Raw genomic sequence first — 21,735 nt, 5'->3', positions numbered from 1 at the left:
CCTCAGTTGTCGATGGTGTCGGGACTGCCGGTGACGATGATGGCTCCGCAGGCGGTGATGTCGCCGATGCGGGCGTTGGGCAATCCTTCGGTGATGGTGTCGAAGCTGCCGGTCACAATGGGCGTCACGCCATGCCCAGGGATGGGACAGACGTGCAGATCCCCCATGCGGGCCACAGGCATGCCGTTGTCCAGCGTCCGGCTCGCCCCGGTGATGATGACGCCGCCGTGACTGCTGATGTCGCCGAGTCGCGCCTGGGAGCTCATGGGTTCACCTTCAGCAACAGATGGATCAGAAAGCCGACGAGTCCGCCGATGGTGCTGCCGATGGTCAATACCAGGCCGACGATCTTCCACATGGTCTCGGTCCCCATCTTGGAGCCGACCCGGGCATGCAGCCGGTCGATCTCCTCGGCGTGCCGGTGCAGATCGGAATAGATCGAGCGGACCAGCACCTCGACGTTTTCCTTGTCCGATTTCTTCTCGATTTCACGCTCGATCTTCTCGAGGCGATCCTGGATTTCCCGGCGGTGGTTTTCGAGGATACTGCGGAATTCCTCCCGCCAATGCTCGAAGGTCCGGGCCAGCAATTCCTCGCTGGCCGAGAGTCCGGAGGGCGTTGTTGTTCTTTCTCCCATGCAATGCTTCCTTCAGGTGTTGATCAAGACGGTGTTTGTCGAGCGAATGATGATGTTTCCGGCCACCCCATCCATGAACACGAGGCTGCCGGACTTGTCGGTGGCGCTGATGCTCTCCTGGCCGGGCGCGGCGTTCATGCGCACCACCTGACCGGACTTGTCGGTGAGCCGGATCTGTTCGGCGGCGGCGGTGGAATCGACGAGGATTTCCTGGGTGCCGTTGAGTCCCCAGATGTGAACCTTCTCCCGGCCCTTAGTGGTGTCGATGAGGATTTTCTGCCAGCGGGAGCGGCCCTTGTCGCAGGAAAGGATGTGGACCTTCTCCTTGTCCTGCCAGGCTTCGAGGATCACCTGCTGGCGGCAGAGGTCTGTGAGCTGGATGCGGGCGCGGGAGCCGACGATCTGCGAGGCGATGTCGAGCTGGTCGCCTTTCTCGGCGTCCTTCGTGCCTCGGCGCAGGGCGTTGCCGCTCTGCATCTCCGGCTTCACCTTCCCTTCCATGGTGAGGATCTGTCCGGCGCGGTCGATGATCCGCAGCAGCTCGTCGCCGTCGCGGTCATCGGCCAGGATGGTATGGCCGGTTTCGGTCTTGAGCAGAACCTTCAGGCGCGGACAGTAATACGGCGGATGGCCGTGGTACTTCTTGTGTTCGAGATCGTCATGCCTGTTGGCCTGATGCTCGACCTTGTCCTCGCAGTCATGACAGAAGGCATTCGCGCAGGTGCGCTCCGATTCCTCGGGCTGCTCACCGGGATTGCTCTTGGCCAGCCAGACCCCGGTCCAGATCGGATGCTGGACGACGCCGCCCTCGAACTCGGCCCAGACCGAGGCTCCTTCCTCGGGGACCAGGAACATGCCGGTGTCGTCGTTGCCGCCGTAGGGAAAACAGGGCGCGGCCCATTCGGACCAGTTCTCCCGCCCGCTGCCGAGCACGGCGGGGATTTCCAGCCGGACCCGGCCAAGGCGTTCGGGGTCGTTGTTGTCGCGCACGAAGGCCCGGTACTTGCCGTACCAGCGGTTGCGGTAGCGCTCTTCGGATTGACGGTCGCGGGTTTCAAGCATGCTCCGCCTCCCGCTTTCGACTGGCGTCCCAGGCCAGCCAGCCGCCCAGGCGAACCGCCCAATACATGACCTGCCTTTTCCACAGAGGCACGCCCAGGGCCGCCATCAGTTCGAGAAAGAGGCGGTCGGCCGCAAGCCGCGAGACCTTGCCGGTGTGGTAGAGGTAGTCGTGAACGACGGCCGCCGGGGAATATCGTCCCCAAGGCGGCACCACGCGCCAAAACAGGCGCGGCACCGAGGCGAAGTCGGTCTCGAACCCGGCGGGCACTTCGATGATGCGGCCAGCGCCGGTGCGGACACGGAACGGCTGGGTCAGCCTCGCGGTCATTCCATTGGGCAGAATCTCCACCCGAAGAGGTCCGGAGAGACCCAGCGCGGTGCCCGAAAACAGGGACTTGGTTTCGGCGCTCATGACCGCCACCTCGCCTTGCCCGACTGGCGCACGTCGAGATGGACCCAGGAGGCGTAGACGCCGATGCCGCCCTCGCAAAAGAGTGGAATCTCCTCGGCGATGACCGCCAGTTCCTCGGGTGAAACGCCTGCGGGACAGCTCACGTCGGCCGCCATGCCCAGCGTGTGGAAACTCTGCTCCGCGCCGCCCACCGCCTTGTTGTGCCTGTTGCAGCGGAAGCCGCTGGTGATGGACAGCGGTTTGCCGATGCGGTCGCGCAGCGTCTGCAGGGCGTCGACCAGGTCGGGATGGACTGCAGCCGAATGGCCGCAACAGTTCGTGCCTTTGCAGGCGAATTCCGAACGGTTGAAATTCTTGCTGAGATCACCCATTGCCGCCTCCTTGTGTGACCGCGCCGGAATCCGCGTCGATGGTCACCATGGCTGGCGGCTCGTTTTGCGGCGTGGGCGGGGCCTCCTTGTCGTTGGGTTTGCCCTGGGACTCGGCGGACTTGTCGCCCGCGCCCTTGCCGAGGGCGTTCTTCTTGAGTTTGAGTTCGCAGAGGTAGCCAGCGCCGCTGATGCTGTGGCGCACCGAGTGGCAGTAGTAGATGCCGGAAAACTTCCGTCCCACGCCCTTGATCTCGACGTTCTTCTTGGCGCGTAGCTGGGGAATGCCGATGGTGGCGGCATCCGCCTCGACCTGGCGCAGCTCGGCCTCGCGGAATTTGCCCTCGGCGCTGTCCTGGGCGGGCTCCTGGCGCGGCTCTTCGTGAAAACCTTCGGAACGGTCGAAGCTGGGCACGATCTGCCCCGTCTCCTGTTCCTTGAAGCTGCCTTCGCCGGTGTTGCCGTCGACCAGATAGGTCTGCTTGCCCAGGGCCGTCCGCTCGGGCGTGGTGGCGTTGTTGGCCTTGTGCTCGACCACGTCCTTCTTGCGCGGATCGATGCCGACCGTCTTGGTCTCGACACCCGCGCCCTTGGCTCCCTGGGATTGGGTGCTGGGGCGGAACGAGCGCAGCAGGCCCTTGGTGTCGGTGAAATATTCGAGGGTCAGAAGCGGCGTCTGATCGAGCTCGCGGGGATGGAAATGGAGTTCGTCGTCCTGGATGTAGAAGACATAGCCGCTCACGCCGTCGCCATCGCGGTCGCGGGCCTTTTCCGCCAGCTCCTTGAGGAACTGGGCATCCGAGATGTTGCTTTGGGTGACGCGGAGATGGGTCCCCTTGGTGGCCGTGACCACCGGGGTGAGGCCGTTGGCGGCGGCGATCTGTTCGGCGATTTCCGAATAAAGGATGCCGGGAGCGGGTTTCTGCCAGACTTTTTGGTTCTCCTTGCCCGCGAGCTTGAAGCCCTTGTCGTAGGCCTTGATGCGGATGGTCGGATCGCCGTTTTCCGGGAAGTCGTAATCGATGTCCTTGATGACCGCCTTCTTGCGCGGAGAGAGGTTCCCCACGTAGCCGAAGCGGGCCACGATCTCGTTGCCTTCCTGGAACAGCGGATCGTCGACGAACTGCAGGTTGTGGTCGGTCACCGACAGTTCGAGGACATCCAGCTCCTCCTCGTTGTCGGTGAAGACGAACGAGGTGATTTCCTGGGTGATGTCCTTCGAGAGGTCTTGCCCCTCGATCTGAATCAGAAATGTCGGTTTGAAGGTATCCAGATCCATGCGTATCTCCGGCGGTTCGCAGTTCCCTGCTTACTTACCGGAAGGCATGGCGAGGTGTCGGACGCTTCAGTCGAGCAGGCGCATCTGGACGTGTTCGCGGGAGGGAATGCGCAGCGCCAGACCCGGCTCGAGCGCCAACGGGAAAAAGAGGTCGTTGTAGTCGCAGATGATCCACCAGAGCCGGGCGTCACCCAGATAGCGGTGCGCGAGCAGATCCAGACGGTCGCCTTCGACCACGGTGTGCAGGCGGTCGTCGTGTCTGGGGGTGGTGTCGATGCGCTGGCGCATGCCGACGGAGGTGCCGTCGCTGTCCCGGTAGAGAATGCTGTGGGCGTAGCGGGAATCGCGACCAATCATGAACGTACCTCCGACCAGTTGATGGAACGGTCCACATATTCTTCGAGGACGATGTCCACCTCGGCCCGTTGCGGCAGCAGGTTGTCCCGGTCGAACAGGCCGAAGAACCGCGCCTTCACCTGCCGGACGATGCAGGTCACGCCGGGGTAGAGATCGCCGAAGATGAGCAGCACACGGTGCGGCGCGTTCTTGAGCATGGTTCCGGCGTGTTCCGGATATTGCAGCGAGCGGAGCCAGTCGACCTTCTGTTTGACCGGCCCCTTGAACAGCTCGACCTTGAAGGCGATCCGGCGCGGTTCCCCGGCGACGTACTGGTAGCGGGGATGGCTCATGCCGGGGATCTTGATCGTCGCGTAGTCGGTCGACTTCTCGTCGCTGATGGAGTTGGGGTTGTACTGGAATTCGAGCCGCTCCCCCGTGTCGGCGTCCACCAGATATCCCTTGATGGGCTGTTGATCCCAGGCCATTGCTTACACCTCGGCGATCTCGAGGATCGGCTTGCCCAGTTGTCCGGCCCGGTCCAGTTCCCGCCGCATGCCGTTGGAAATGCCCTTGCCGGTAAACGCCCACACCTCGTCGCAACATTCCATGTAGGCCAGGCCGCAGGCGATGCCCGTCTCCCGCTGCTCGGGAACGCTGTCGTCGGTGAAGGTCGGATACAGCAGATGCGGCGCGAACGGCGCGTGACCGCTTCTCATGACCCGACGGCAAAGCGCCTCGGCGACCCTGACGTTTCGGGCTATGTCGCCCGCGAACGGGCTGCAGACAAAGATGCGTTTCATCGGTTCTCTCAAAGGGTTTCGTAGTTTCTGATCTTCCGCTCCCGAAGATCCTTGTAGACGGCCTCGGCCACCTTCCGGCCATCGATGTTGGTGGTCACGCTCAGTTCCACCGGTCGGTCGGCCAAGCCATTGAGGCGCGAGAGCAGCGATTCCAGCAGTTCGCGCAGCCCCGGACCGGCGTCCTCTCCGTGCATGGGTGTCGCGGGAGCGGTGCGAGCCGGAGCGATCAACCGCTCGGAAGGCACTGTCTCGGCGAGTCCCGATTGCAAGGGCTTCGCTATCGGAGTCGGCGCGGTTGTCTTGGGCCGCTCGATCCCGGCCGGAGCCAGAGAGGCATCTCCGTTTTCCAGTGCCGGTTCCACCGCGAACGGCTGGATATAGCTCTTACTTACCGGCTCGACGGCCGCCGCGACGGTCTGCACGAGGCCGTTCATCGGTTGCGGAGGCGGCGCGGCAGTGGCCATGACCGGCTGGAGCATCAGCATGGCGCTCAGGGCCTTGAGCACCAGGCGCTCGTCCAGACGCGGCACGAGACTCAGCACGCTTTCGATGATGCGTTGCCCAATCGATTCAGCGGGCTGCACGGTCTCGAGCGGTTGCTTCTGCTCGGCCACCTGCAGAATCGGGGTCTGGACTCCCAGCATGGCGCGAGCGGATGAGAGCAAACCGTTGGCGATCCCGGCACTGCGATCCTTGATCGCCTGAATGCCCGCGCTCGCGCCACTGGAAAGCCTCTGCCAGAGGGTTTGCCCCTCGGCACCGGCGTTGGCAAAGATTCGACCGACAGCGCCGGGGACGGCCGACAGCGTGGCAACGATCCGGTTGCGGAGATTGACGGCTCCCGTGGCCAGCGCGTCCCAAGCATTGACCTGGGGCGGTTTGAGCGCCAATACGGGCGTGTCGCCAAACAGGGATTGTTTGAGACCGCCGAAGATGGCACCGGCCTTGGCCGCGACGGTTTGAGCCCCGGAGGTCAACCCATCCCAGAGTTTTCCAGCCATGCGGAAGGGAGCCGAGGCGGCGTCCATGAGGTTGCCGCCCGCCGTCTTGATCTGCTGCCAGGCTCCCGCAGCGGCTGTGAGAATCCCGCGAGTGGCGAAGCCGAACACTTTCGCGGGCAGCGACTGGGTAAGGCTCATGCCGTCGGCAAGGGTCTTGAGCAGCGCGGAACCGGAGGCGGTCAGGCTGGCGAGTGGTCCCTCGCGGGCATCGGAGAACGGCAGCAGATTGCGCAGCTTGCCCAGGGCGTTCTTGAGCATGGTGAAGGGATAGGTCACCGCCGACCAGATCCCTTCGCCCAGGGTGATCAGCAGCTTTTTGCCCGCCTCGAAGAAGGTGGTGTCCCCGGCGAAGAAGGAGCGCACGGTGGCAAACAGCTCACGCAGGGTGCTGATAATCGGCAGATTCAGAATCGCCTGGCCGATCTGTCCAGCGGCGTCGGCCACCAGGCGTCCGATGGAGGTGAATATCCCGGAAATGAAATTCCAGACCCCGACCACCACATCCCGCGCCCAGCGGAACGGGGTGGCAAGAAAATCGTAGACCGCGCCGCCGATGGCCTTGAGACCGTCCAGCAGGGAGATGTCGCCGCTCAGCACCTGCCAGACCGCATAGACGATCTTCCCGGCGGCCATGAAGGCCTCGCCGATCATGCGCACAGGCAACAGGAACTTGTAGATGAACTTGGTCGCTCCGATCAGTGATCCGACGATGGCCTTGCCGACCCAGCCCACGCTGCGCACCACCACCGCCAGGGCTCGCACGATGAGCGACAGGTTCCAGGCCACGATCTTCAGCGCGAACGCCAACCCCTGCAGAAGCACACCGGCGACGATGCCGATAACCGTGCCGAAGGTGCGCCAGGACGACCCATCGGTGGCGCTGGCGGCCACGCCGAAGATCTCCACCACCGAAAAGACTGCGCTGGCCAGCGCCGCATAGGCACTCATCAGGGTGCGGACGGTGGGTTCGAGGATGGCGCGGATGCGGTCAAAGGCATGGGAAAAAGCGCCCCACAATCCGGCCATGGCCTCACGAACCCGGTAATAGGCCTTGAAAACGGTGACCACGAAGCCCAACAGCCCGGCGGATTCGAGCTTCTGGGCCAGTTCGGCCGACATCTGCCCGACGCCGCCGCTGAGCGAACCCACCAGCTCTCTGATCCCCTGGAAGACCAGCGAGACCTTGTTCCAGGCCCCGGTGATGATTTCCTGAATGCCGCCGAAGTTGGTTTCCCAGGCACGTTTGAGCAGATATACCGACAAGATCACGCCCGCGATGATCGCGGTGACGGGCAAAAAATAGGTCGCAACCGCCGAACCCACCCCGGCGAGCGCGGCGCTGATGGCCACGAACCCGGCCTTGATGGCGGGCAGCATGAGTCCCACCATGCCCACGGCGGCGGTGACGGCTCCGGCCACGACCAGAATGGTGCCGAGGGCCATGGATAGTCCAAGGACCACCCGGGTCACGCCCGGCATCGATTTGGCCATGCGCTGCAGGAACAGAATGACGCGGGAGACGCCGTTGATCACCGGCGTGACCACCGGCAACAAGGTGCGACCCAGGATTTCGCTGAGGTTGGCCATCTGCTGGCGCAGAAGCAGGAACCGGGCTCCGATGTCCTGGTTCATGGCGTCGGCCATCTGTTCGGTGACCGCCGTGCCGGTCTTCATGGCTCGGCCCACCGACTGGATATTGCCTTCGAGGCTCTCCATGCCCGCCGACATCTGTAGCAGGAACTTGACCGCCTCGTCGGAGCCGAAGGCCTTCTTCAGCTTCACTTGGGCGGCGGCGTTGGAGAGGTCGGGGAACTGGCGCTTGATCTCCTGCAGGATGGGAACCACGCCCTTGAGACGGCCGCTGGTGTCGGTGAAGGACAGCCCCAGCTCGTCCCCGGCCTCGGCCGCCTTCATGATGAACGCCTTGTACAGCGTGCCCGCCTCGGAGCCGGGCATGGTGGTCTGAAGCTGGCCAAGCACGGCGAGCTGCTCGTTCAGCGGAATGTTGCTCGCAGCCGCCACCGCGCCGATGTTCTTGATGGCGTCGGCCATCTGGGTGCCGTTGGTCTTGAACGAGGCCACGGTCTGCGCCATGGCTCCGGAAAAGGCGGTCGCCCATTCCATGTCGTTCATGTCGGCCATGATGGGCTTGAATATCCCGTAGGCCGTGGTGAAGGTGCCGACCATTTCCTGGGTGGTGGCCTTGGTTGCCTTTGCGGTCATTGCGGCCATGGAGGTGAAAACACCCACGGCCTCGTCGCTCAGGTTGGACAGTGCCGATTTCACGTCATAGGTGGCGGTGATGAAAGCGGCCTTGTCGGCACCGGACCACTGGTTGGTGAAGGATTCGGCGGCGTCCTCGATGGCCCGGAGGTCCTGCACGCCGAGGGACGCCAGCTCGCCAAGGGCCTTTTGGGTCGCGGCGGTGGAGGCGACTAGAACTGCGGGCGCGGCCATCAGGGCCAAACCCGCCCCCAGCATCATGGTGCCTTGCTGGATGCGGTCCATGTTGCGGGTCATCCGCTCGCTGGCATCGGCCACGGTGGAATCGAGGTCCATCATGGAACCACGGATGCGCTGCGCGTTCTGCGAGAACGCATCCTTCATCGATACCACTATGCCCAGTCCGAGATCGCCGTTCATCTATCGCCGTTCCGTTTGCTCACGTTCAAAATCAAGTTGCCGCTCGAGGGCCTCGACGAACTGACGCCGGACCCTGAGCGGCAGCGAGCGGGTTTCCGACCAGCCCCAGTGCAGTCCGCCGTAAGCGAGAAAGAATGCGTCGCTTACAAGCGAACTCCGGGGAACAAAAAAGCCGGTTCGGCCTCCAGACGGGTGCGGATCTTGGTGCCGCAGCCATCGCATTCGGTTTCGACCGAGGTGTCGATTCCCGCGTCGACCCGCGACATCTCCTGCCGCAGCGCGTTGCGGTCGCGCATCGACATTTCCGCCAGGCTCTTCTTGGAGGGAGCCTTGCCGTCGATGTCGAGGACGCGGATGAGCATGGCCGAGGTGATGTTGGGCTCGCGCAGGCTGGCCAGACGCTTTTCCTTGTGGCCATCGAGATATCCGAAGCGCACGGTTTTCTTCGAGCCTGGCAGCTTGAAGGCGAACTCCCGCTCCTCGCCGTAGGGGGTGACCTTGAGATCCTCGAGATTGATGGTCACAAAGTTGGTCATGCGGCAGGAGCTGTTCGGGCAGCTCAGCTCCAGCTCCACCTCGTCGCCGAGGGAAATCTGGCGCAGGCGGACCAGGGCGAACAGCCGGTCACCCGAGAGCAGGTTCATCACCTCGCCGATATCCGGATCGGTCTTGTCGCCTAGCTTCACGAAACAGTTGCGGAGCACCTGGTTGATCGCCTCTCCGGAACGGATCAGGCGCTGGTTGGTGAGCAGTTCTTCCTCGGCCCCGGTCATTTCCCGGAGCTCGAGTTCAATGCCGCTTGGCAGTTCAAAGCTGTACATGGTCGATCCTCCGGTTTAGGTCCAGTATTGGAAGCAGATGGTGAGCTTCTCGATGGTGTTCTCGGTGTTGCCGCCCTCGAGCTCGTCGTATTCGAGCGCCTTCACCCAGGCCCCGTGCAGGGTCCAGCGGCGGGTCTCGTTGCCGGTGCGGTCGTAGCGGACAACGTCGATGTCGCGCATGTAGTCGGCCGGAAGACCGCCGGTGACGGCGTTCACGTCCACCTGTTTCTTGATCCATTCGCGGGCCGCCTCGTCGGAGCCGTCCTGCAGGTTGCCTTTCTCGAGGGTGATGTCCTCGAACTTGACCCGCCCCGCCACCTTCTGGTCGAACATCGAACCGGCCGGGGCAAAGGCCACTTCCTCGAATTCTGTTTTTGGCTCCTGTCCCTTGTGGAACAGGGCCACGTCGAAGCCATTTACCTCGATGGCGAATTGCCAGTTCTGGTAAAGGCTCTTGGGCATGTTTCCGCTTCTCATAGCCGTGTTCTCCCGTTAGATGATTTCTTTGAAGTCCGCGCCGGTGCTGGTCAGGATGAAGTTCAGCTCGATGAACTCCGCCGTCTTGGTCGGCTTGACGAACACGCGGGCCACCATTTCGTTGCGGTCGATGACCGCCGGGGTATTGGTCTCCTCGTCGCACTGGAATGCGAAGTCGTAGAGGCCACCCTTGTCCTTGATGTCCTGCAGGAAGGGGTTGATCAGGCGGCCGAGGGCACGCCAGGTCTGGGGATGATTCGGCTCGAACACCACGAAGCGGGAGGATTCCGAGATGGCTTCCTCCATGAACATCATCAGACGGCGCACGTTGATGCGGTCCACGGCCGAGGGCTGGCTTTGCAGCGTCTTCTGGCCCCAGATGTTGATGCCGGTGTCGGGGAACACGGCGATGACGTTGACCCCTTCCGGATAGAGCACATCGCGCTCGCCACGGCTGGTCTTGTAGGCCAGGGAGAGCGTGTTGAAGATGCGGCCACGGTCGATACCGGCGGGCGCGTTCCAGACGTTGGTCTTCTGGTCGCTGCGGGCGATGCATCCCGCCACCGCGCCGCAGGGCGGCACCAGCTTCTTGCGCGAGTTGACCGGATCGCTGATCTCCAGCCAGGGGTAGTAGAGCGCCGCGTAGGAGGAGTTGAAGGCCGCGTGGCTGTACATCCCTTGTCCCTTGCGGAAGTCGACCGCTTCGAGCGGCTCCAGGTGCATGGGCGTGTCGGCGATGAACAGCAGATCCTTGCGCCCCTCGGCATAGGCGATTCCGGCGTTGATCACCGGCACTGTGGTGACGCCGGGGACCATCAGCAGGTTCAGGGCGTCGATCTCGTCAAAGCCATAGAGGCCGGTATGCTGCGAGGGATCGCCGATGAAGTCCGCATCGGCCAGATCGGTCAGACCATTGTCGCCGCCGCTGAGCGTGAACACGCCCAATGCCGGACGGTCGCTGGGCGTTCCCATTGCTGCGGCCAGATCCTGGACCAAGATGAAATCCGAGCGGTCGTTGATCGCCAGCTCCACATGGTTCGGCAGCGTCTCGTCCATGCTCAGATCCTTGAACACCTCGACCACATCGCCTTTGTGCCGGACCACCAGGTTGAAATGGTGGGCCGGATCGAGAGAACCGTCCTCGATGGAGATGGAGAGTCGGTCGCCCCAGACGCCTTCGTTCACGGCCTCGATCCGCAGGGCGTCGGCGGGCGTCGCCTCCCGGTTCTGCAGCACGATGGAAGATTTGAGCGCCGTCAGGGTGTCCCGGTCGGTGGAGTCGGTGAGATGGGCGATGCGGGTGACGTAGAGGACCGACCCGCCGTTGTCGAAAAACGCCCGTGCGGCGTAGGCCAGATAGCTTTCGTTGATATAGGAGCCGAAACGGTTGATAAACTGTTCCCAGCTCGTCACCAGCACGGGCTTGTTGATCGGGCCTTTCTCGGCCACTCCGACCATGGCAGCCGACGAGGTCGAGATCTGCTTCACATAGAAACTGAAATCCGTTTCCCGGGTGTAAATCCCGGGCGATAGATAGGTCGGCATGGTTATTTCCTCCGCTTGCTGGTGGTCTTGGCCTCATCGTTTCCGGTGTCCTCGGTCGCAGTAGGCGTTTCCGGTTCCGGTGCCGCGCCGCCGGTCAGGTCGGTGATGCGCACCAGGCCGCGTTTTCCGGCGGTCTGGATCTCGGCGGAGAGATCCTTGCGGGCGATGCTCTTGCGCTCTCGCGGTCCGAGGTGGAGGGTTCCCTGGCCGGAGAGGTTGAACGTCAGGGGTTGGAACTTCAGGTTTCTGATCTCGATCACGGTTGTTCTCCTTTACGGTTGAATGGTTCGTTGCTCTGTCACGTCGCCGTGAAATTGGAAGGTCCGGTCCCGGATCAGCCGACCGTCGCGCAGGTCGCCGTCGTACACCGGGCAGGATTCGATGCGGATGCGTCCGGAGCTCTGCCGGAGATTTGAGAGGTTCACCCGGGCCAGGCCACCCAAAGGAACCAGTTCGGTAAGGTTCAGGCTGCCCTGGTCGGCGATGGCGATCTCCGGGTAAAGCTGGAGGAACCGCGACACCGATTCGTGAAAACCAAGCAGTTCGGCCTCCCGGTCCACGGTCACCACCAGGTCGAAATCGAGGTGATAGAGACGGGGAAACCGGCACTCCTCGAAACTCAGCTCCGCGACATTCTTCTCGAACAGGCGGCTCTGGCTGCGGCGGAAACGGTCTTCCGCCAGCTTCGGCCCCTGGAGGATGACGCTGGGGGTACGCTGGACCTCGAACAGGTCATCCGGGAACACCAGCACGGTGTCCGGGTGGATGGCCTGTTTGGCCAGGCGGATCAGGATTTCTGTGACGGTCTGTATCGTGCTCAAGGGACGCCTCCGTTTTCTGCCTGGTTACTTACCGGAAGCGCTGGCGATGTGTCGGAGGCTCAAAGCGCGGAGCGGATCGCCTCGCGATAGTTCTGGAGGATTTGCTCGCGGTACTTCTCCATCACCGGATGCAGAAAGGGTCTAGCGGGGATGACGATGGTCGCGCCGTTCGGATGTTTGATGGTGGCCCCGTACTCCATGACGGCACCGATGTTCACCATGTCTTCCCCGTCCTTGTTGACGGTGCCGCGCAGCAGGCCGACGAACGCCTTGTCGGCCATGATCTTCTGGGTGATGGCGTTGACGAGAAAGCCGGTGTCGATGAGCGCCTTGCTTGAGCCTTTGCGCTCGATGGTGCTCTCGGCGAGTTTGACAAAGGCCTGTCCGCCCGGGGCCTGGGAGCGAATCCCCCGCTGAATCTCGCGTACCAGAAAAAGGACGTTGCGGATCGTGGCCTGACGCAGTGCCGTGGCCAGGCGCGGCCCCATGCCGGAGGTCAGTTTGGCGCGGGCCTTGTCCCAGTCACCGGTTCGCCTAACGCCCATTGAGTTTCACCAGTTGCAGGTTCTTGTGGGTGATGGTGCCGAAGAAGTGTTCTTCTTCTACACTCTGTATGCGATAGTTTTCCCTGTCTGCGACCAGGCGGTCTTCACCCTGGACGTCGGCATCGGGAAGGACACAGGCGAGCGCGTCGATTTTGCCGCTCAGCTCCTCCGGCGGGGTTTCGTTCAGTTCGAGGGGGATGACAGAGACTTCAGCATATTCGGCATCGTCGGTGCCGTAGAGCCGTTCGCCGGGAACCACGCGCAGGACGCGTGCGGTCTGGCCCGAGGAGAGGATCAGCCGGGCGACGTCGGCCACGGCTTCGGCGCGTTCCCGGTCATTCAACAACATCGAGATCGATCCCTTGTTCGTAGATTACCGGCGCAAGGCCGCTCGGGGTCAGAATGTAGGCTTCCTGATCGAGCTGGGTGGCCGGGCGCAACTCGGTGAGCCGCTGGCGGTAGTCCGCGAGCAGATCGGCTTCGAGCTTGGCCCAATGGCCAGGCTGGCCGGTTTTGTCCACCCGCTTGTCGCCGCTGGAAAAAGAAAAGGCGTTGGCGGTGGCCGAGCGCATGACCTGGCAGGCGTGGATCTGCGCCATGATCACCAGGAGCTCCCGAACCTCTCCGGAGGGATCGGGGATGATCTCTCCGGCCGTTACCGTCAGTGTTTGGTCAAGATCGCGGCCGACTCGAAAAACGGCCTTCCGGACGCATCTATCCAGAGTCAGGTCCTCGAAGAGAGATGCGCCCGGATCGGAAAGATCGAGCCGCAGGTCGGCGATCAGATCACTCAGCAGCACCTTGCATGCCCTCCAGACGGCTCTTGAGCGCGTCGATCACCGTGCGGCGTTTTTCGGTTTCCATGTAGCCCTTGAGGGTCTCGGGATTGGCCTCCTCGTTGACCTTGGAGATGGCGTCTGTGGCGGAGAGCTTGCTCAGGTCCACCGGCTCCGCGTCCTGGTCGGGCTCGGGACTCACGACCGGTTCCTGCTTCGGTTTGTCTGCCATGGCCAGGCGTCCGTTTTTCAGGGCAGCCTGGATTTGTTTGGTAAAGTGTTCCACCTCGACGACCTGTCCGGGCTTCAGTTTCAGCCCGGCATCAGGAATGACCAAGATACCGGGCCGGATGTTTTTGATTCGATTCATAACGCATTACCTCCGGGATTATGGAACCAGTTTGATTTTGGCCATGACGTCGGGACGGGTAATGCCCTGGCCGATCTCGGACCACACCAGCCAACCGGTTTTAAAGCGGGTCTTCTGGTCGATGGACTCCGTCTTCAGGTTCTCGCGAACCGGCATCTTTCCGACCTCTTCATCCGGGACGATGATGATCTCGTCCAACGGCATGGAGGCGGTCAGCAGAATGCCGCCGGTGCCGTAGTTTTTGATGACACCCTTCTGACGCAGCTCGAGCTTGGTCTGGGGATCGAGATTCCAGCCGCGCATGTCGTTGAACCGGCGGCCGCGCATGACGATGTACTTCACCGAAAGCTCCAGGTCCTCGATGATCGAGATGGCCTCGTTCAGCGCCTCTTCGGTGAGCACGTCACCGGTGACCTCGATGATGTTGGACGCCGGGATGGCCGAGGACAACACCGAGATGGTACGGCGGTCCATCTCCTTGCGGATGGCGTCGGCGGCGCTGGTCTGGATGTCCATCAGCGTGCCGATGTTGCCATTCTTGAGGACGGAAACATCCACCATCGGATTGGAGTGGATACGGTTGGTGGGGAACTCGACCTCGTCCTTGCCCACCTCCTGCTCCTGGGCGTCGCCATCCTTGCTGATCCAGTGGGCCTTGACGGTCGGTTTCTTCTGGTAGACCGGCCGTTCGCCCTTGGGTAGCGTGTGCTTGGTGAGCAACAGCGAGGAGATCTCCTTGCGCTTGATCTCCTGTTCGATAGGCGCGGCAATGGCGGCGGCCAATGCCCGCATGCCTTCCGGCGACTCGAGAGCCTCGCTCATGAGCCGCGCCATGGTTTCCATGTATTCCTGGGAATGAATCTTCAACTGATTGGTTTTCATGTGCGTTGGCTCCTTGGGTTAGACGAACAGACGGAATTTGAGAACGCCGCTCTGTACGGAGATGGCCTGGGCGACCAGGCGTTCTCCCGCTGCGATACCGTTGGTCAGTCGGCCGTTGGCGGAGACTTTCAGGTCGTCTCCTGCGGCGATAGTCCCTTCGAAGGCGTCGGTCTCGTAAACGCCGCCGTCGCAGTAGATGCCGGGCATCTCTCCACCGGCGTAGTCCTTGATCAGGATGCCGAAGGAGCGCTTGGTGGGATCGGTGTTGACGGCGAACAGGTCGTTGCCGACTACGCGGACCATCTGACCGAGCTGCCCGTCGCCCTGGATGTGGCCATCGCCGTAGGCGAGGCTGCGGTGACACGGATTAATGAATGACATGGTGTTTCCTCCTTATGCGTTGTGTTCCGAGTGTTCGGGAGAGTCCTCGCCGACACGGTTGCGGTAAGCGGCCATGAACCCGTCGCGCAGACGATCCTCGAGCGACACCTTGCGGTCATCCACATCGTGGGGACGGACACCAGCGTCGCTGCGCAGCGGTTGTTCCGTCGATGCTTTGGCGGCGGGCTTGTCCCCCGGGTCGCTGGCGGCGAGTTTCTCCTCCTTGGCCGATTTGGGCAGGCGCTCGTAGGCCGCCTCAGTGGCGGTGAAGGCTTCGTCGGAAAGTTCCGCGAGTCGCTTGAGTTCGGCGTCACGGTCCGCCTCGGAGGCAAAGGAGAGTCCTTGCTTCTCCACCAGACGGGTCAGGAGCTTCTTCGCCCGGGAACGGCAGGCGGCGGCTTTTTGCTCAGCCTCCAGTTCCTGGACGCGTTTCTGCAGCTCGGCCACCTGGGCTTTGAGCTGCCGGTTTTCCTTTTCCAGGTCGGAAACACGGGCCGGGTCGGTCTCTTGCTGCACCGGTTTTTTCTTGGCCGCGTCTGATTCAGTCTTGGCGGCCGGGTCATCGTTGGGTTTGTTTTTGTCTTCCATCGTGGAATCTCCTTCGTGTTGGGATTGGTCGGGTTGGCTCTGAATCGATGCTACCTGCAGAATTCGGGCGTTCTCATCCGCACCCTTGCGGTCGAGCAAGCCCAGTCCGGTAAAGGTGACACCCTGCAGAATTTCGAAGACGGGTTGGCCGTTGAAATCACGACCCTTGAACTTGCGCAGGTGCGTGCAGTAGTCGGCCTTGTTTTGGAAGCGTTTGTGGCAGACCGAACATTCGCCTTCCTGGTAGTCACATTCCATGGAAACCTGGGAGATGATCCCGCGCTTCATCAGCTTGTAAGCGAGTCGAGCCGCCGGGGTGTCGTGGACATAAAGCTCCCCGACGCATTCCACCCGGCCGCCGTTGTCGTCTTCCAGATAATCGGCGGCGACGACACCACCCACGATATCGTTGAACTCCTGAGAGTGCTGCAGATCGACCTTCTTGTTTACGGCTGTCATGTGCCGTCCGGAGAGTTCATCGGCAGTGAAGTGATCGCCGTTTTTGTTGGTGCCGGTGCGGCAGAGCACGAAACTGAACTGGGGGTCGCCCGGTGCCCCGACATCCATACCCTCGGCGCTCAAGCGTTCCGCCTCACCCAAGCGAATGTCCACGGGAATACTGGTGTGGAAGTTCGCGGCAGCGGCCAGCGGCACCGGTTTCATCTCTTGCTCCGCTTTGGCTGTTGAGCCGGGGATGCAGACGAACAGCCGTTCCTTGGCGTTCGAGGCATCTCCGTGCCGGGAGGTGATGACGTAATGGTGATCTTTCGATTTCATCTGGCTTTGCTTGCCGAATGAACCGATGATTTTCTTCATCTCCTGCTCATTCGGATAAGCGTGATCGCGGTAGGAGATCAGCCAGTGTCGGATGTGCTTGGCATTGCCGAGAAAGGTCTGGAAAAACTCGCTGGCATTACTCTTGGTGACCGTCTTGTGGTCGGTCTCGTAATACTTGACCTTGGTGTCGGCCTTGATCTCGAGGCCGTCCCAATAGGTCATGAGCCCCTCCACGAAGTGGTAGGCTCGCTCGTAATTGGTGGTGGAAAATTCGGTGGCGTAGGGCGGGTCGAAATAGGCCAGATCCGCCTTGGCTTTCGGCAGCAGGTCGTTGATGTCGTGACGGTGAGCCTTGTTCTCCTTGCCGTTGTCAAAGACCAGGGCGTTGATGCGTTGCAGGTTTTTGCGCAGACGCTCTTTGAATTCCTCGGGCGTGTCCTTGCGTCGACCGTAATCGGTCGAGGATGAAAAATGCCCGAAACCACCTTTGCCGCTCATGCAGGTCTTGCCCAGGCCAAACAGGGCGATGTCCTTTTTGATGCCGGAGAGTTTGTCGCAGTTGGCGCGGATCGTATCGATCAGAGCATGGACGCCTTTGGCAAAAAAGATCCCCTTGAAATTGTCCTGAACGAAGCTGCCAGCCTTGGCGTTGTCGGCCATGAGCGCTTCAATTTCGTCCTCGCTCAGGCGAACCGAGTTGTTCTCGATGATCGCCCTGGCGGCGTGGTGGCAGTAGCGCAGCCGGTCGTTGGCGATGACCTGGAGGCCCTTGGTCTTGTACATGTAGGCCACGACCGCAGACCCCGAAAAGGCGTCGAGCACGGTGCCAACGCCTTCCGGGGTATGCTTCCAGATCCAGTCGACGAGCTTCTGCTTACTGCCGATGTAGTTGGTGATGTACTTGGGGCGTTTCTCGGGAGGGAGCTCTTCAGGAGCGGACTGTTCGGCGGCCTCGGTCCCAAGCGCATCGGGATCGAGAGTCAACGCCGCATCGGCCTCCAGTAGAAACGCCAGCCTTTCCAGGTCTGTGGCGAACAGTTCCATCAACGTCTCCGGTCAGTTTGCTGTGCTCTCCGCGACCTGCGGGGAGCGTTCAGCGGTTACTTACCGGAAGCGTCGGCGATGTGTCGGAGGGTGACGGCGAATTTCAGCGGGCGGGATTCAGCCTGGCCAGAACGGCCTTCCCGCAGGCGTCGAGGGGGTTGGTGAAACCGGAGTGTTTTTCGAGTTTTCTCTTGCAAAACAGGCGGCAAAAATGTAAATTAACGCGGTTTTGTGGGCCACCCTTGTCGGCCCGAAGAATAACCCTTTTTTGGAGGAATACATGAGTACCGATGGCAGTAGTAGCCCGACTGTGACTCAAACCGTTGTCGAACACGAACCAGAAGACCCCGGCCCTCACCAGTGCTGCGGGGCGGTCATATTGACGTACTCATCCCTCCTCGATTGAGCTGAGACTGGGTTCGCCTCGGGCCGCTCCTTCACAAGTGCGGCCGGACAGGAGGTGAACCATGAAAAATCCCATTCTTGTCCCGGAATTCCGGGAATATCTCTCCCACAATAGCATCGAAGCCCTGCGCGAGATCTGCGAGGCGGAACATCTCGCTGTGGTGGCCAGGGGACTGGCCGCACCTGCCGCTTCACTAATTCCATTCAAACCTTCCATCTTGGGTCAGTCGCCCTTCCAGCCGTTCGAGGGAGGGGTGCGCCATGATTAAAGGACTGTTCAAAACCGCCGCAAATGGTTCGGGGGCGCAATCGTCCACCCGGAGCTCTTTGAATGACCATGAACGGAGATTGGCGGATCTCTGTAACGCGCCTGTCCAGAATGCTATCGATTCGCTTGACGCCTCGCTTGACGGGCTGAGATCCAAGGAGGCGGAAAAACGCCTGGACCAGTATGGTCCGAATGAATTGACCCACCTGAAACGCCTGGGTTTCTTGGCCGACATGTTTAACCGGCTCAAAAGCCCGCTGGTTGTTCAACTCCTCATCATCGCCCTGGTTTCGGCGATCATCGGCGAATTGAAATCCACCGTCATCGTCTCAGCGATGATTGTTCTGAGCGTGGGCCTGTCCTACATTCTTGACCGGCGCTCGACCAGTACCGTCGATTCGCTGGGCAAGCGCGTTCAATCCCGCACCTTCGTGCTGAGGGATGGAGCGGAAACCGAGGTCAGGATATCGGAAATCGTTCCTGGCGATATCGTTCTCCTGCAGGCGGGCTCCATCATTCCGGCGGATCTGCGGCTGCTGGCCGCCAAGGACTTCTTCGTCAGTCAGTCCGCGCTCACCGGCGAATCGATGCCTGTTGAAAAAAAGGTGGATACGTGCGCCACGGACGTCCAGTCGGTCATGGATCTGCCGAACGTCTGTTTTTTCGGCACCTCGGTAACCAGCGGCACGGCGCGGGGCGTGGTCGTGAACACCGGGACCAGCACCTTGTTCGGAGCCCTTTCCGAACGGCTGAACGAAAAGCGCGAGGAAACCAGTTTCGACAAGGGTGTTCGTTCCTTCACCTGGTTGATGATTCGCTTCATGCTGGTGATGGTCATGGCGGTCTTTTTCATTGTCGGTCTGACCAAGGGGAACTGGCTTGAGGCGCTGCTGTTCGGCCTCTCCATAGCCGTCGGACTCACCCCCGAGATGCTGCCGATGATCGTCACCGTCAACCTGGCCAAGGGGGCGCTGACCATGGCCGGGAAGAAGGTTATCGTCAAAAGGCTGCCGTCGATCCAGAATTTCGGCGCAATCGATATCCTGTGCACCGACAAGACGGGAACCCTGACCCAGGACCGGGTGGTCATGGAGCGCCACGTCGATATCCTCGGCAACAGCAGCGAGGACGTTCTCAGTTACGCCTATCTCAACAGCTACTTCCAGACCGGGCTGCGCAACCTGCTCGACCGGGCCGTGCTCGAACACGCCGATCTGAACGTGGAACGGGACTGCCGCCTGGTGGATGAATTGCCCTTTGACTTTCAACGCCGCCGGATGTCCGTGGTGGTGGATTTCGAGGGGGATCACGTCCTGATCTGCAAAGGCGCGGCCGAGGAAATCTATCAATGCTGCACTCATTACCAGATCGATGAAGAGGTCTATCCTCTGATCGACATGATTCGCTCCGATCTGTTCGAGGAGGTCGAGAAACTCAATCGCGACGGGTTCAGGGTACTTGGCATCGCCTATCGCGAATTCCCACGGGCCAAAAAGGAGTTCACCGTTGCCGACGAAGAAAAGCTGATCCTGCTCGGCTACATTGCATTTTACGATCCACCCAAGGTATCGGCCATGGAGGCGATTGAGCTCATGGCCAAAGCCGGGGTTCAGGTTAAGGTTCTGACCGGCGACAATGGCCTGGTGACCGAAAAGGTCTGCCGGGATGTGGGGCTCGCCGTGGGCCGGATGGTCACCGGCTCGGATCTGGCTCAGCTTCCGCCGGATGATTTCTCGAAAACGGTCCAGGACGCCAACGTATTCGTCAAGCTGTCGCCCGCGCAGAAAGAGCAGATCGTCATGGCACTGCGCGCTAGCGGCCATGTCGTGGGCTTCATGGGCGACGGCATCAATGACGCGCCCGCGCTGAAGGCGGCGGATGTGGGTATCTCGGTGGATACGGCGGTTGATGTGGCCAAGGAAGCCGCAGACATCGTGCTGCTCGAAAAAAACCTGCTGGTCCTGGAGGAAGGCATCCTCGAGGGTCGGAAGGTTTTCGCGAATATTGTCAAGTACATCCGCATGGGGGCAAGCTCCAATTTCGGCAACATGTTCAGTGTGGTGGGCGCAAGCTATCTGCTGCCTTTCCTGCCGATGCTGCCGGTGCAGATTCTCACCAACAATCTGCTCTACGATTTTTCGCAAACCGGCATCCCCACGGACAGGGTCGACGAGGAACTCGTCGACAAACCCCTGAAATGGAATATCGACAACATCAAGCGTTTCATGGTCTGGGTCGGGCCGATCAGCTCGATATTCGATTACGCCACCTTCGCCCTGATGTGGTTTTTCTTTCATTGCAGCGATTATCTCAACCCTGCAACCACCGCCGTTCAGAAAGAATCGTTGGCAAGCCTCTTTCAAACCGGATGGTTTGTTGAATCCCTGCTGACCCAGACCTTGATTGTCCACATCATCAGGACCAGACGGATACCTTTTTTCGAGAGCAGGGCTTCGATCCACATGACCATGACTACCCTGCTCATCATGGCCATCGGTGCGTGGCTGCCGTACTCGCCCTTTGCCGCTGACCTGGGGATGGTCCCGCTGCCGCCGATCTATTGGGCCTGGATAGGGCTGTTCCTTGCCACGTACGCCGTTCTGACCCACATGGTAAAGAGCTGGTTTTTCAACCGATATGGAGGTGATTGATGGACACGATACTGGACGCCATTCAGGAAGGCCGGTTGTTCGAACTGCCGGAGAATGACAAATGGCACGCACTGCAATTTCTGGCGCACATCATCGAAGCCTTCCCCGAGACAACCGCCGGAACCGATGTGGTCGGACTGGTCGCTAAAAGGGAAGAAGCGACAAATACCGCCATCGGCAAGGGCTGGGCCTGCCCCCATGCACGTCTGAGCTATGAAGAAGACCTGATGTGTGTCATCGGCTGGAGTCCCAAGGGAATCGATTACGGCGCTCCGGACGGTATCCCTGTGTCGCTCGTCGTCATGTACATGGTGCCGGACAACCAGCGGAATCATTACCTGCGCGAGGTGTCGATACTTGCCAAAACCATCGACGCGCAGCCAGGGCTCGAGAAACTCTGTCAGGCGAAAAACCTGGACGATGTCCGCCACTATCTGCTCGATCTTGTTGAAACGGCCAAGGGTGCGGTTGGTCCGGATGCCCGGGCCAAGATGATCCGGTTGCAGACCAGGGAAACGCTTGAAAAATTTTCGTTTCGCGACCTCTCAAATCTGATTTGCGAGCCAGTAACGCTGGTGGCGGCCGCCGGTTCGGCTTTGCATATCGCCCTCACCCAAAACGGCGAACTGGCGGAACGGCTAGACTCCGCAAGTGATGTGATCGAAAAGATGGCAGCGGTTGGCGTATACCAAACCGGGGACTGGCGGCTTCTGCGTCGGGCAACGGTGAACTATCCGGGAGGGCGTGTCACCTACGATTGCCTCGCTATCAAAATAGCCAAAGACAACTCGAGAGGGGGCAAATAAGATCTCACCGAGGGAAAAACACTTTCTGTCAGGGCCA

General features: G+C 61.1%; 24 protein-coding genes and 1 pseudogene. 3 read left to right on the top strand and 22 right to left on the bottom strand.

Features of this window, described 5'->3' with window-relative positions; translation table 11 throughout:
- Window positions 1–2: 2 nt before the first annotated feature.
- The 22 genes and pseudogenes from DPRO_RS02965 to DPRO_RS02860 all read right to left on the bottom strand — a co-directional run bounded on the left by DPRO_RS02965 (window position 3) and on the right by DPRO_RS02860 (window position 17,568).
- Complete coding sequence (locus tag DPRO_RS02965; RefSeq protein WP_011366988.1) at window positions 3–266, bottom strand: PAAR domain-containing protein; 264 nt, start codon at window positions 264–266, stop codon at window positions 3–5.
- A complete protein-coding gene (locus tag DPRO_RS02960) occupies window positions 263–637 on the bottom strand; it encodes a hypothetical protein (RefSeq protein WP_011366987.1) in 375 nt (124 codons plus the stop codon). The genes DPRO_RS02965 and DPRO_RS02960 overlap by 4 nt, the downstream gene beginning before the upstream one ends.
- 12 nt (window positions 638–649) lie before the next feature.
- The gene (locus DPRO_RS02955; protein WP_097010722.1) at window positions 650–1,699 is read right to left on the bottom strand and encodes a phage baseplate assembly protein V; all 1,050 of its coding nucleotides are present in this window, start codon (window positions 1,697–1,699) and stop codon (window positions 650–652) included.
- Window positions 1,692–2,111, bottom strand: a complete 420-nt coding sequence (locus DPRO_RS02950; protein ID WP_097010721.1) for a DUF1353 domain-containing protein — start codon at window positions 2,109–2,111, stop codon at window positions 1,692–1,694. Before DPRO_RS02950 ends, DPRO_RS02955 begins: the two co-directional genes overlap by 8 nt.
- Entirely contained in the window at window positions 2,108–2,482 is a 375-nt protein-coding gene (locus tag DPRO_RS02945) for a YcbK family protein (RefSeq protein ID WP_022661716.1), read from the bottom strand. Before DPRO_RS02945 ends, DPRO_RS02950 begins: the two co-directional genes overlap by 4 nt.
- A complete protein-coding gene (locus DPRO_RS02940; RefSeq protein ID WP_097010720.1) occupies window positions 2,475–3,758 on the bottom strand; it encodes a phage late control D family protein in 1,284 nt (427 codons plus the stop codon). Before DPRO_RS02940 ends, DPRO_RS02945 begins: the two co-directional genes overlap by 8 nt.
- A gap of 66 nt (window positions 3,759–3,824) precedes the next feature.
- Window positions 3,825–4,115 carry a LysM peptidoglycan-binding domain-containing protein gene (locus tag DPRO_RS02935; RefSeq protein ID WP_097010719.1) on the bottom strand — a complete coding sequence of 97 codons (291 nt, stop codon included), beginning with the start codon at window positions 4,113–4,115 and terminating at the stop codon, window positions 3,825–3,827.
- Window positions 4,112–4,582, bottom strand: coding sequence for a CIS tube protein (locus DPRO_RS02930; RefSeq protein WP_011366981.1), 471 nt, complete (start codon window positions 4,580–4,582; stop codon window positions 4,112–4,114). Before DPRO_RS02930 ends, DPRO_RS02935 begins: the two co-directional genes overlap by 4 nt.
- Window positions 4,583–4,585: 3 nt before the next feature.
- Entirely contained in the window at window positions 4,586–4,897 is a 312-nt protein-coding gene (locus DPRO_RS02925) for a DUF7768 domain-containing protein (RefSeq protein ID WP_097010718.1), read from the bottom strand.
- A 2,444-nt stretch (window positions 4,898–7,341) separates the two neighbouring features.
- Window positions 7,342–8,355: pseudogene (locus DPRO_RS20700) on the bottom strand (phage tail tape measure protein); the annotation flags it as partial.
- A 329-nt stretch (window positions 8,356–8,684) separates the two neighbouring features.
- Window positions 8,685–9,362 carry a T4 family baseplate hub assembly chaperone gene (locus tag DPRO_RS02915; protein ID WP_097010716.1) on the bottom strand — a complete coding sequence of 226 codons (678 nt, stop codon included), beginning with the start codon at window positions 9,360–9,362 and terminating at the stop codon, window positions 8,685–8,687.
- Between the two features lie 15 nt (window positions 9,363–9,377).
- The gene (locus DPRO_RS02910; protein WP_225940361.1) at window positions 9,378–9,824 is read right to left on the bottom strand and encodes a phage tail protein; all 447 of its coding nucleotides are present in this window, start codon (window positions 9,822–9,824) and stop codon (window positions 9,378–9,380) included.
- Between the two features lie 30 nt (window positions 9,825–9,854).
- Complete coding sequence (locus DPRO_RS02905) at window positions 9,855–11,384, bottom strand: phage tail sheath C-terminal domain-containing protein (RefSeq protein WP_097010715.1); 1,530 nt, start codon at window positions 11,382–11,384, stop codon at window positions 9,855–9,857.
- Between the two features lie 2 nt (window positions 11,385–11,386).
- Window positions 11,387–11,644: a hypothetical protein gene (locus tag DPRO_RS02900; RefSeq protein ID WP_097010714.1), complete on the bottom strand. Its 258-nt coding sequence runs from the start codon at window positions 11,642–11,644 to the stop codon at window positions 11,387–11,389.
- Window positions 11,645–11,656: 12 nt separating this feature from the next.
- Entirely contained in the window at window positions 11,657–12,205 is a 549-nt protein-coding gene (locus tag DPRO_RS02895; protein ID WP_039644722.1) for a hypothetical protein, read from the bottom strand.
- Window positions 12,206–12,264: 59 nt separating this feature from the next.
- Window positions 12,265–12,750, bottom strand: a complete 486-nt coding sequence (locus DPRO_RS02890) for a phage virion morphogenesis protein (RefSeq protein ID WP_097010713.1) — start codon at window positions 12,748–12,750, stop codon at window positions 12,265–12,267.
- Window positions 12,740–13,099, bottom strand: coding sequence for a hypothetical protein (locus DPRO_RS02885; RefSeq protein WP_097010712.1), 360 nt, complete (start codon window positions 13,097–13,099; stop codon window positions 12,740–12,742). The genes DPRO_RS02890 and DPRO_RS02885 overlap by 11 nt, the downstream gene beginning before the upstream one ends.
- Window positions 13,086–13,550, bottom strand: coding sequence for a hypothetical protein (locus DPRO_RS02880; RefSeq protein WP_097013625.1), 465 nt, complete (start codon window positions 13,548–13,550; stop codon window positions 13,086–13,088). The genes DPRO_RS02885 and DPRO_RS02880 overlap by 14 nt, the downstream gene beginning before the upstream one ends.
- Window positions 13,537–13,896, bottom strand: coding sequence for a hypothetical protein (locus tag DPRO_RS02875; RefSeq protein WP_097010711.1), 360 nt, complete (start codon window positions 13,894–13,896; stop codon window positions 13,537–13,539). Before DPRO_RS02875 ends, DPRO_RS02880 begins: the two co-directional genes overlap by 14 nt.
- A gap of 18 nt (window positions 13,897–13,914) precedes the next feature.
- Entirely contained in the window at window positions 13,915–14,778 is an 864-nt protein-coding gene (locus DPRO_RS02870; protein WP_097010710.1) for an HK97-fold major capsid protein, read from the bottom strand.
- A gap of 18 nt (window positions 14,779–14,796) precedes the next feature.
- Window positions 14,797–15,159 carry a hypothetical protein gene (locus tag DPRO_RS02865; RefSeq protein ID WP_097010709.1) on the bottom strand — a complete coding sequence of 121 codons (363 nt, stop codon included), beginning with the start codon at window positions 15,157–15,159 and terminating at the stop codon, window positions 14,797–14,799.
- A gap of 12 nt (window positions 15,160–15,171) precedes the next feature.
- Entirely contained in the window at window positions 15,172–17,568 is a 2,397-nt protein-coding gene (locus DPRO_RS02860) for a DNA adenine methylase (protein WP_097010708.1), read from the bottom strand.
- A gap of 467 nt (window positions 17,569–18,035) precedes the next feature.
- On the opposite strand from DPRO_RS02860, the gene DPRO_RS20225 reads away from it, so the two are divergent.
- The 3 genes from DPRO_RS20225 to DPRO_RS02845 are packed head-to-tail and all read left to right on the top strand — an operon-like array spanning window position 18,036 to window position 21,698.
- Complete coding sequence (locus tag DPRO_RS20225) at window positions 18,036–18,242, top strand: hypothetical protein (RefSeq protein WP_162291139.1); 207 nt, start codon at window positions 18,036–18,038, stop codon at window positions 18,240–18,242.
- Complete coding sequence (gene mgtA, locus DPRO_RS02850; RefSeq protein WP_097010706.1) at window positions 18,235–20,892, top strand: magnesium-translocating P-type ATPase; 2,658 nt, start codon at window positions 18,235–18,237, stop codon at window positions 20,890–20,892. The genes DPRO_RS20225 and mgtA overlap by 8 nt, the downstream gene beginning before the upstream one ends.
- Window positions 20,892–21,698, top strand: coding sequence for a PTS sugar transporter subunit IIA (locus DPRO_RS02845; RefSeq protein WP_097010705.1), 807 nt, complete (start codon window positions 20,892–20,894; stop codon window positions 21,696–21,698). The genes mgtA and DPRO_RS02845 overlap by 1 nt, the downstream gene beginning before the upstream one ends.
- Window positions 21,699–21,735 lie beyond the last annotated feature (37 nt).

This window comes from Pseudodesulfovibrio profundus (genome assembly GCF_900217235.1).
GTDB classification, from domain to species: domain Bacteria; phylum Desulfobacterota; class Desulfovibrionia; order Desulfovibrionales; family Desulfovibrionaceae; genus Pseudodesulfovibrio; species Pseudodesulfovibrio profundus.
This window is presented reverse-complemented; position numbering and strand designations above follow the sequence as displayed.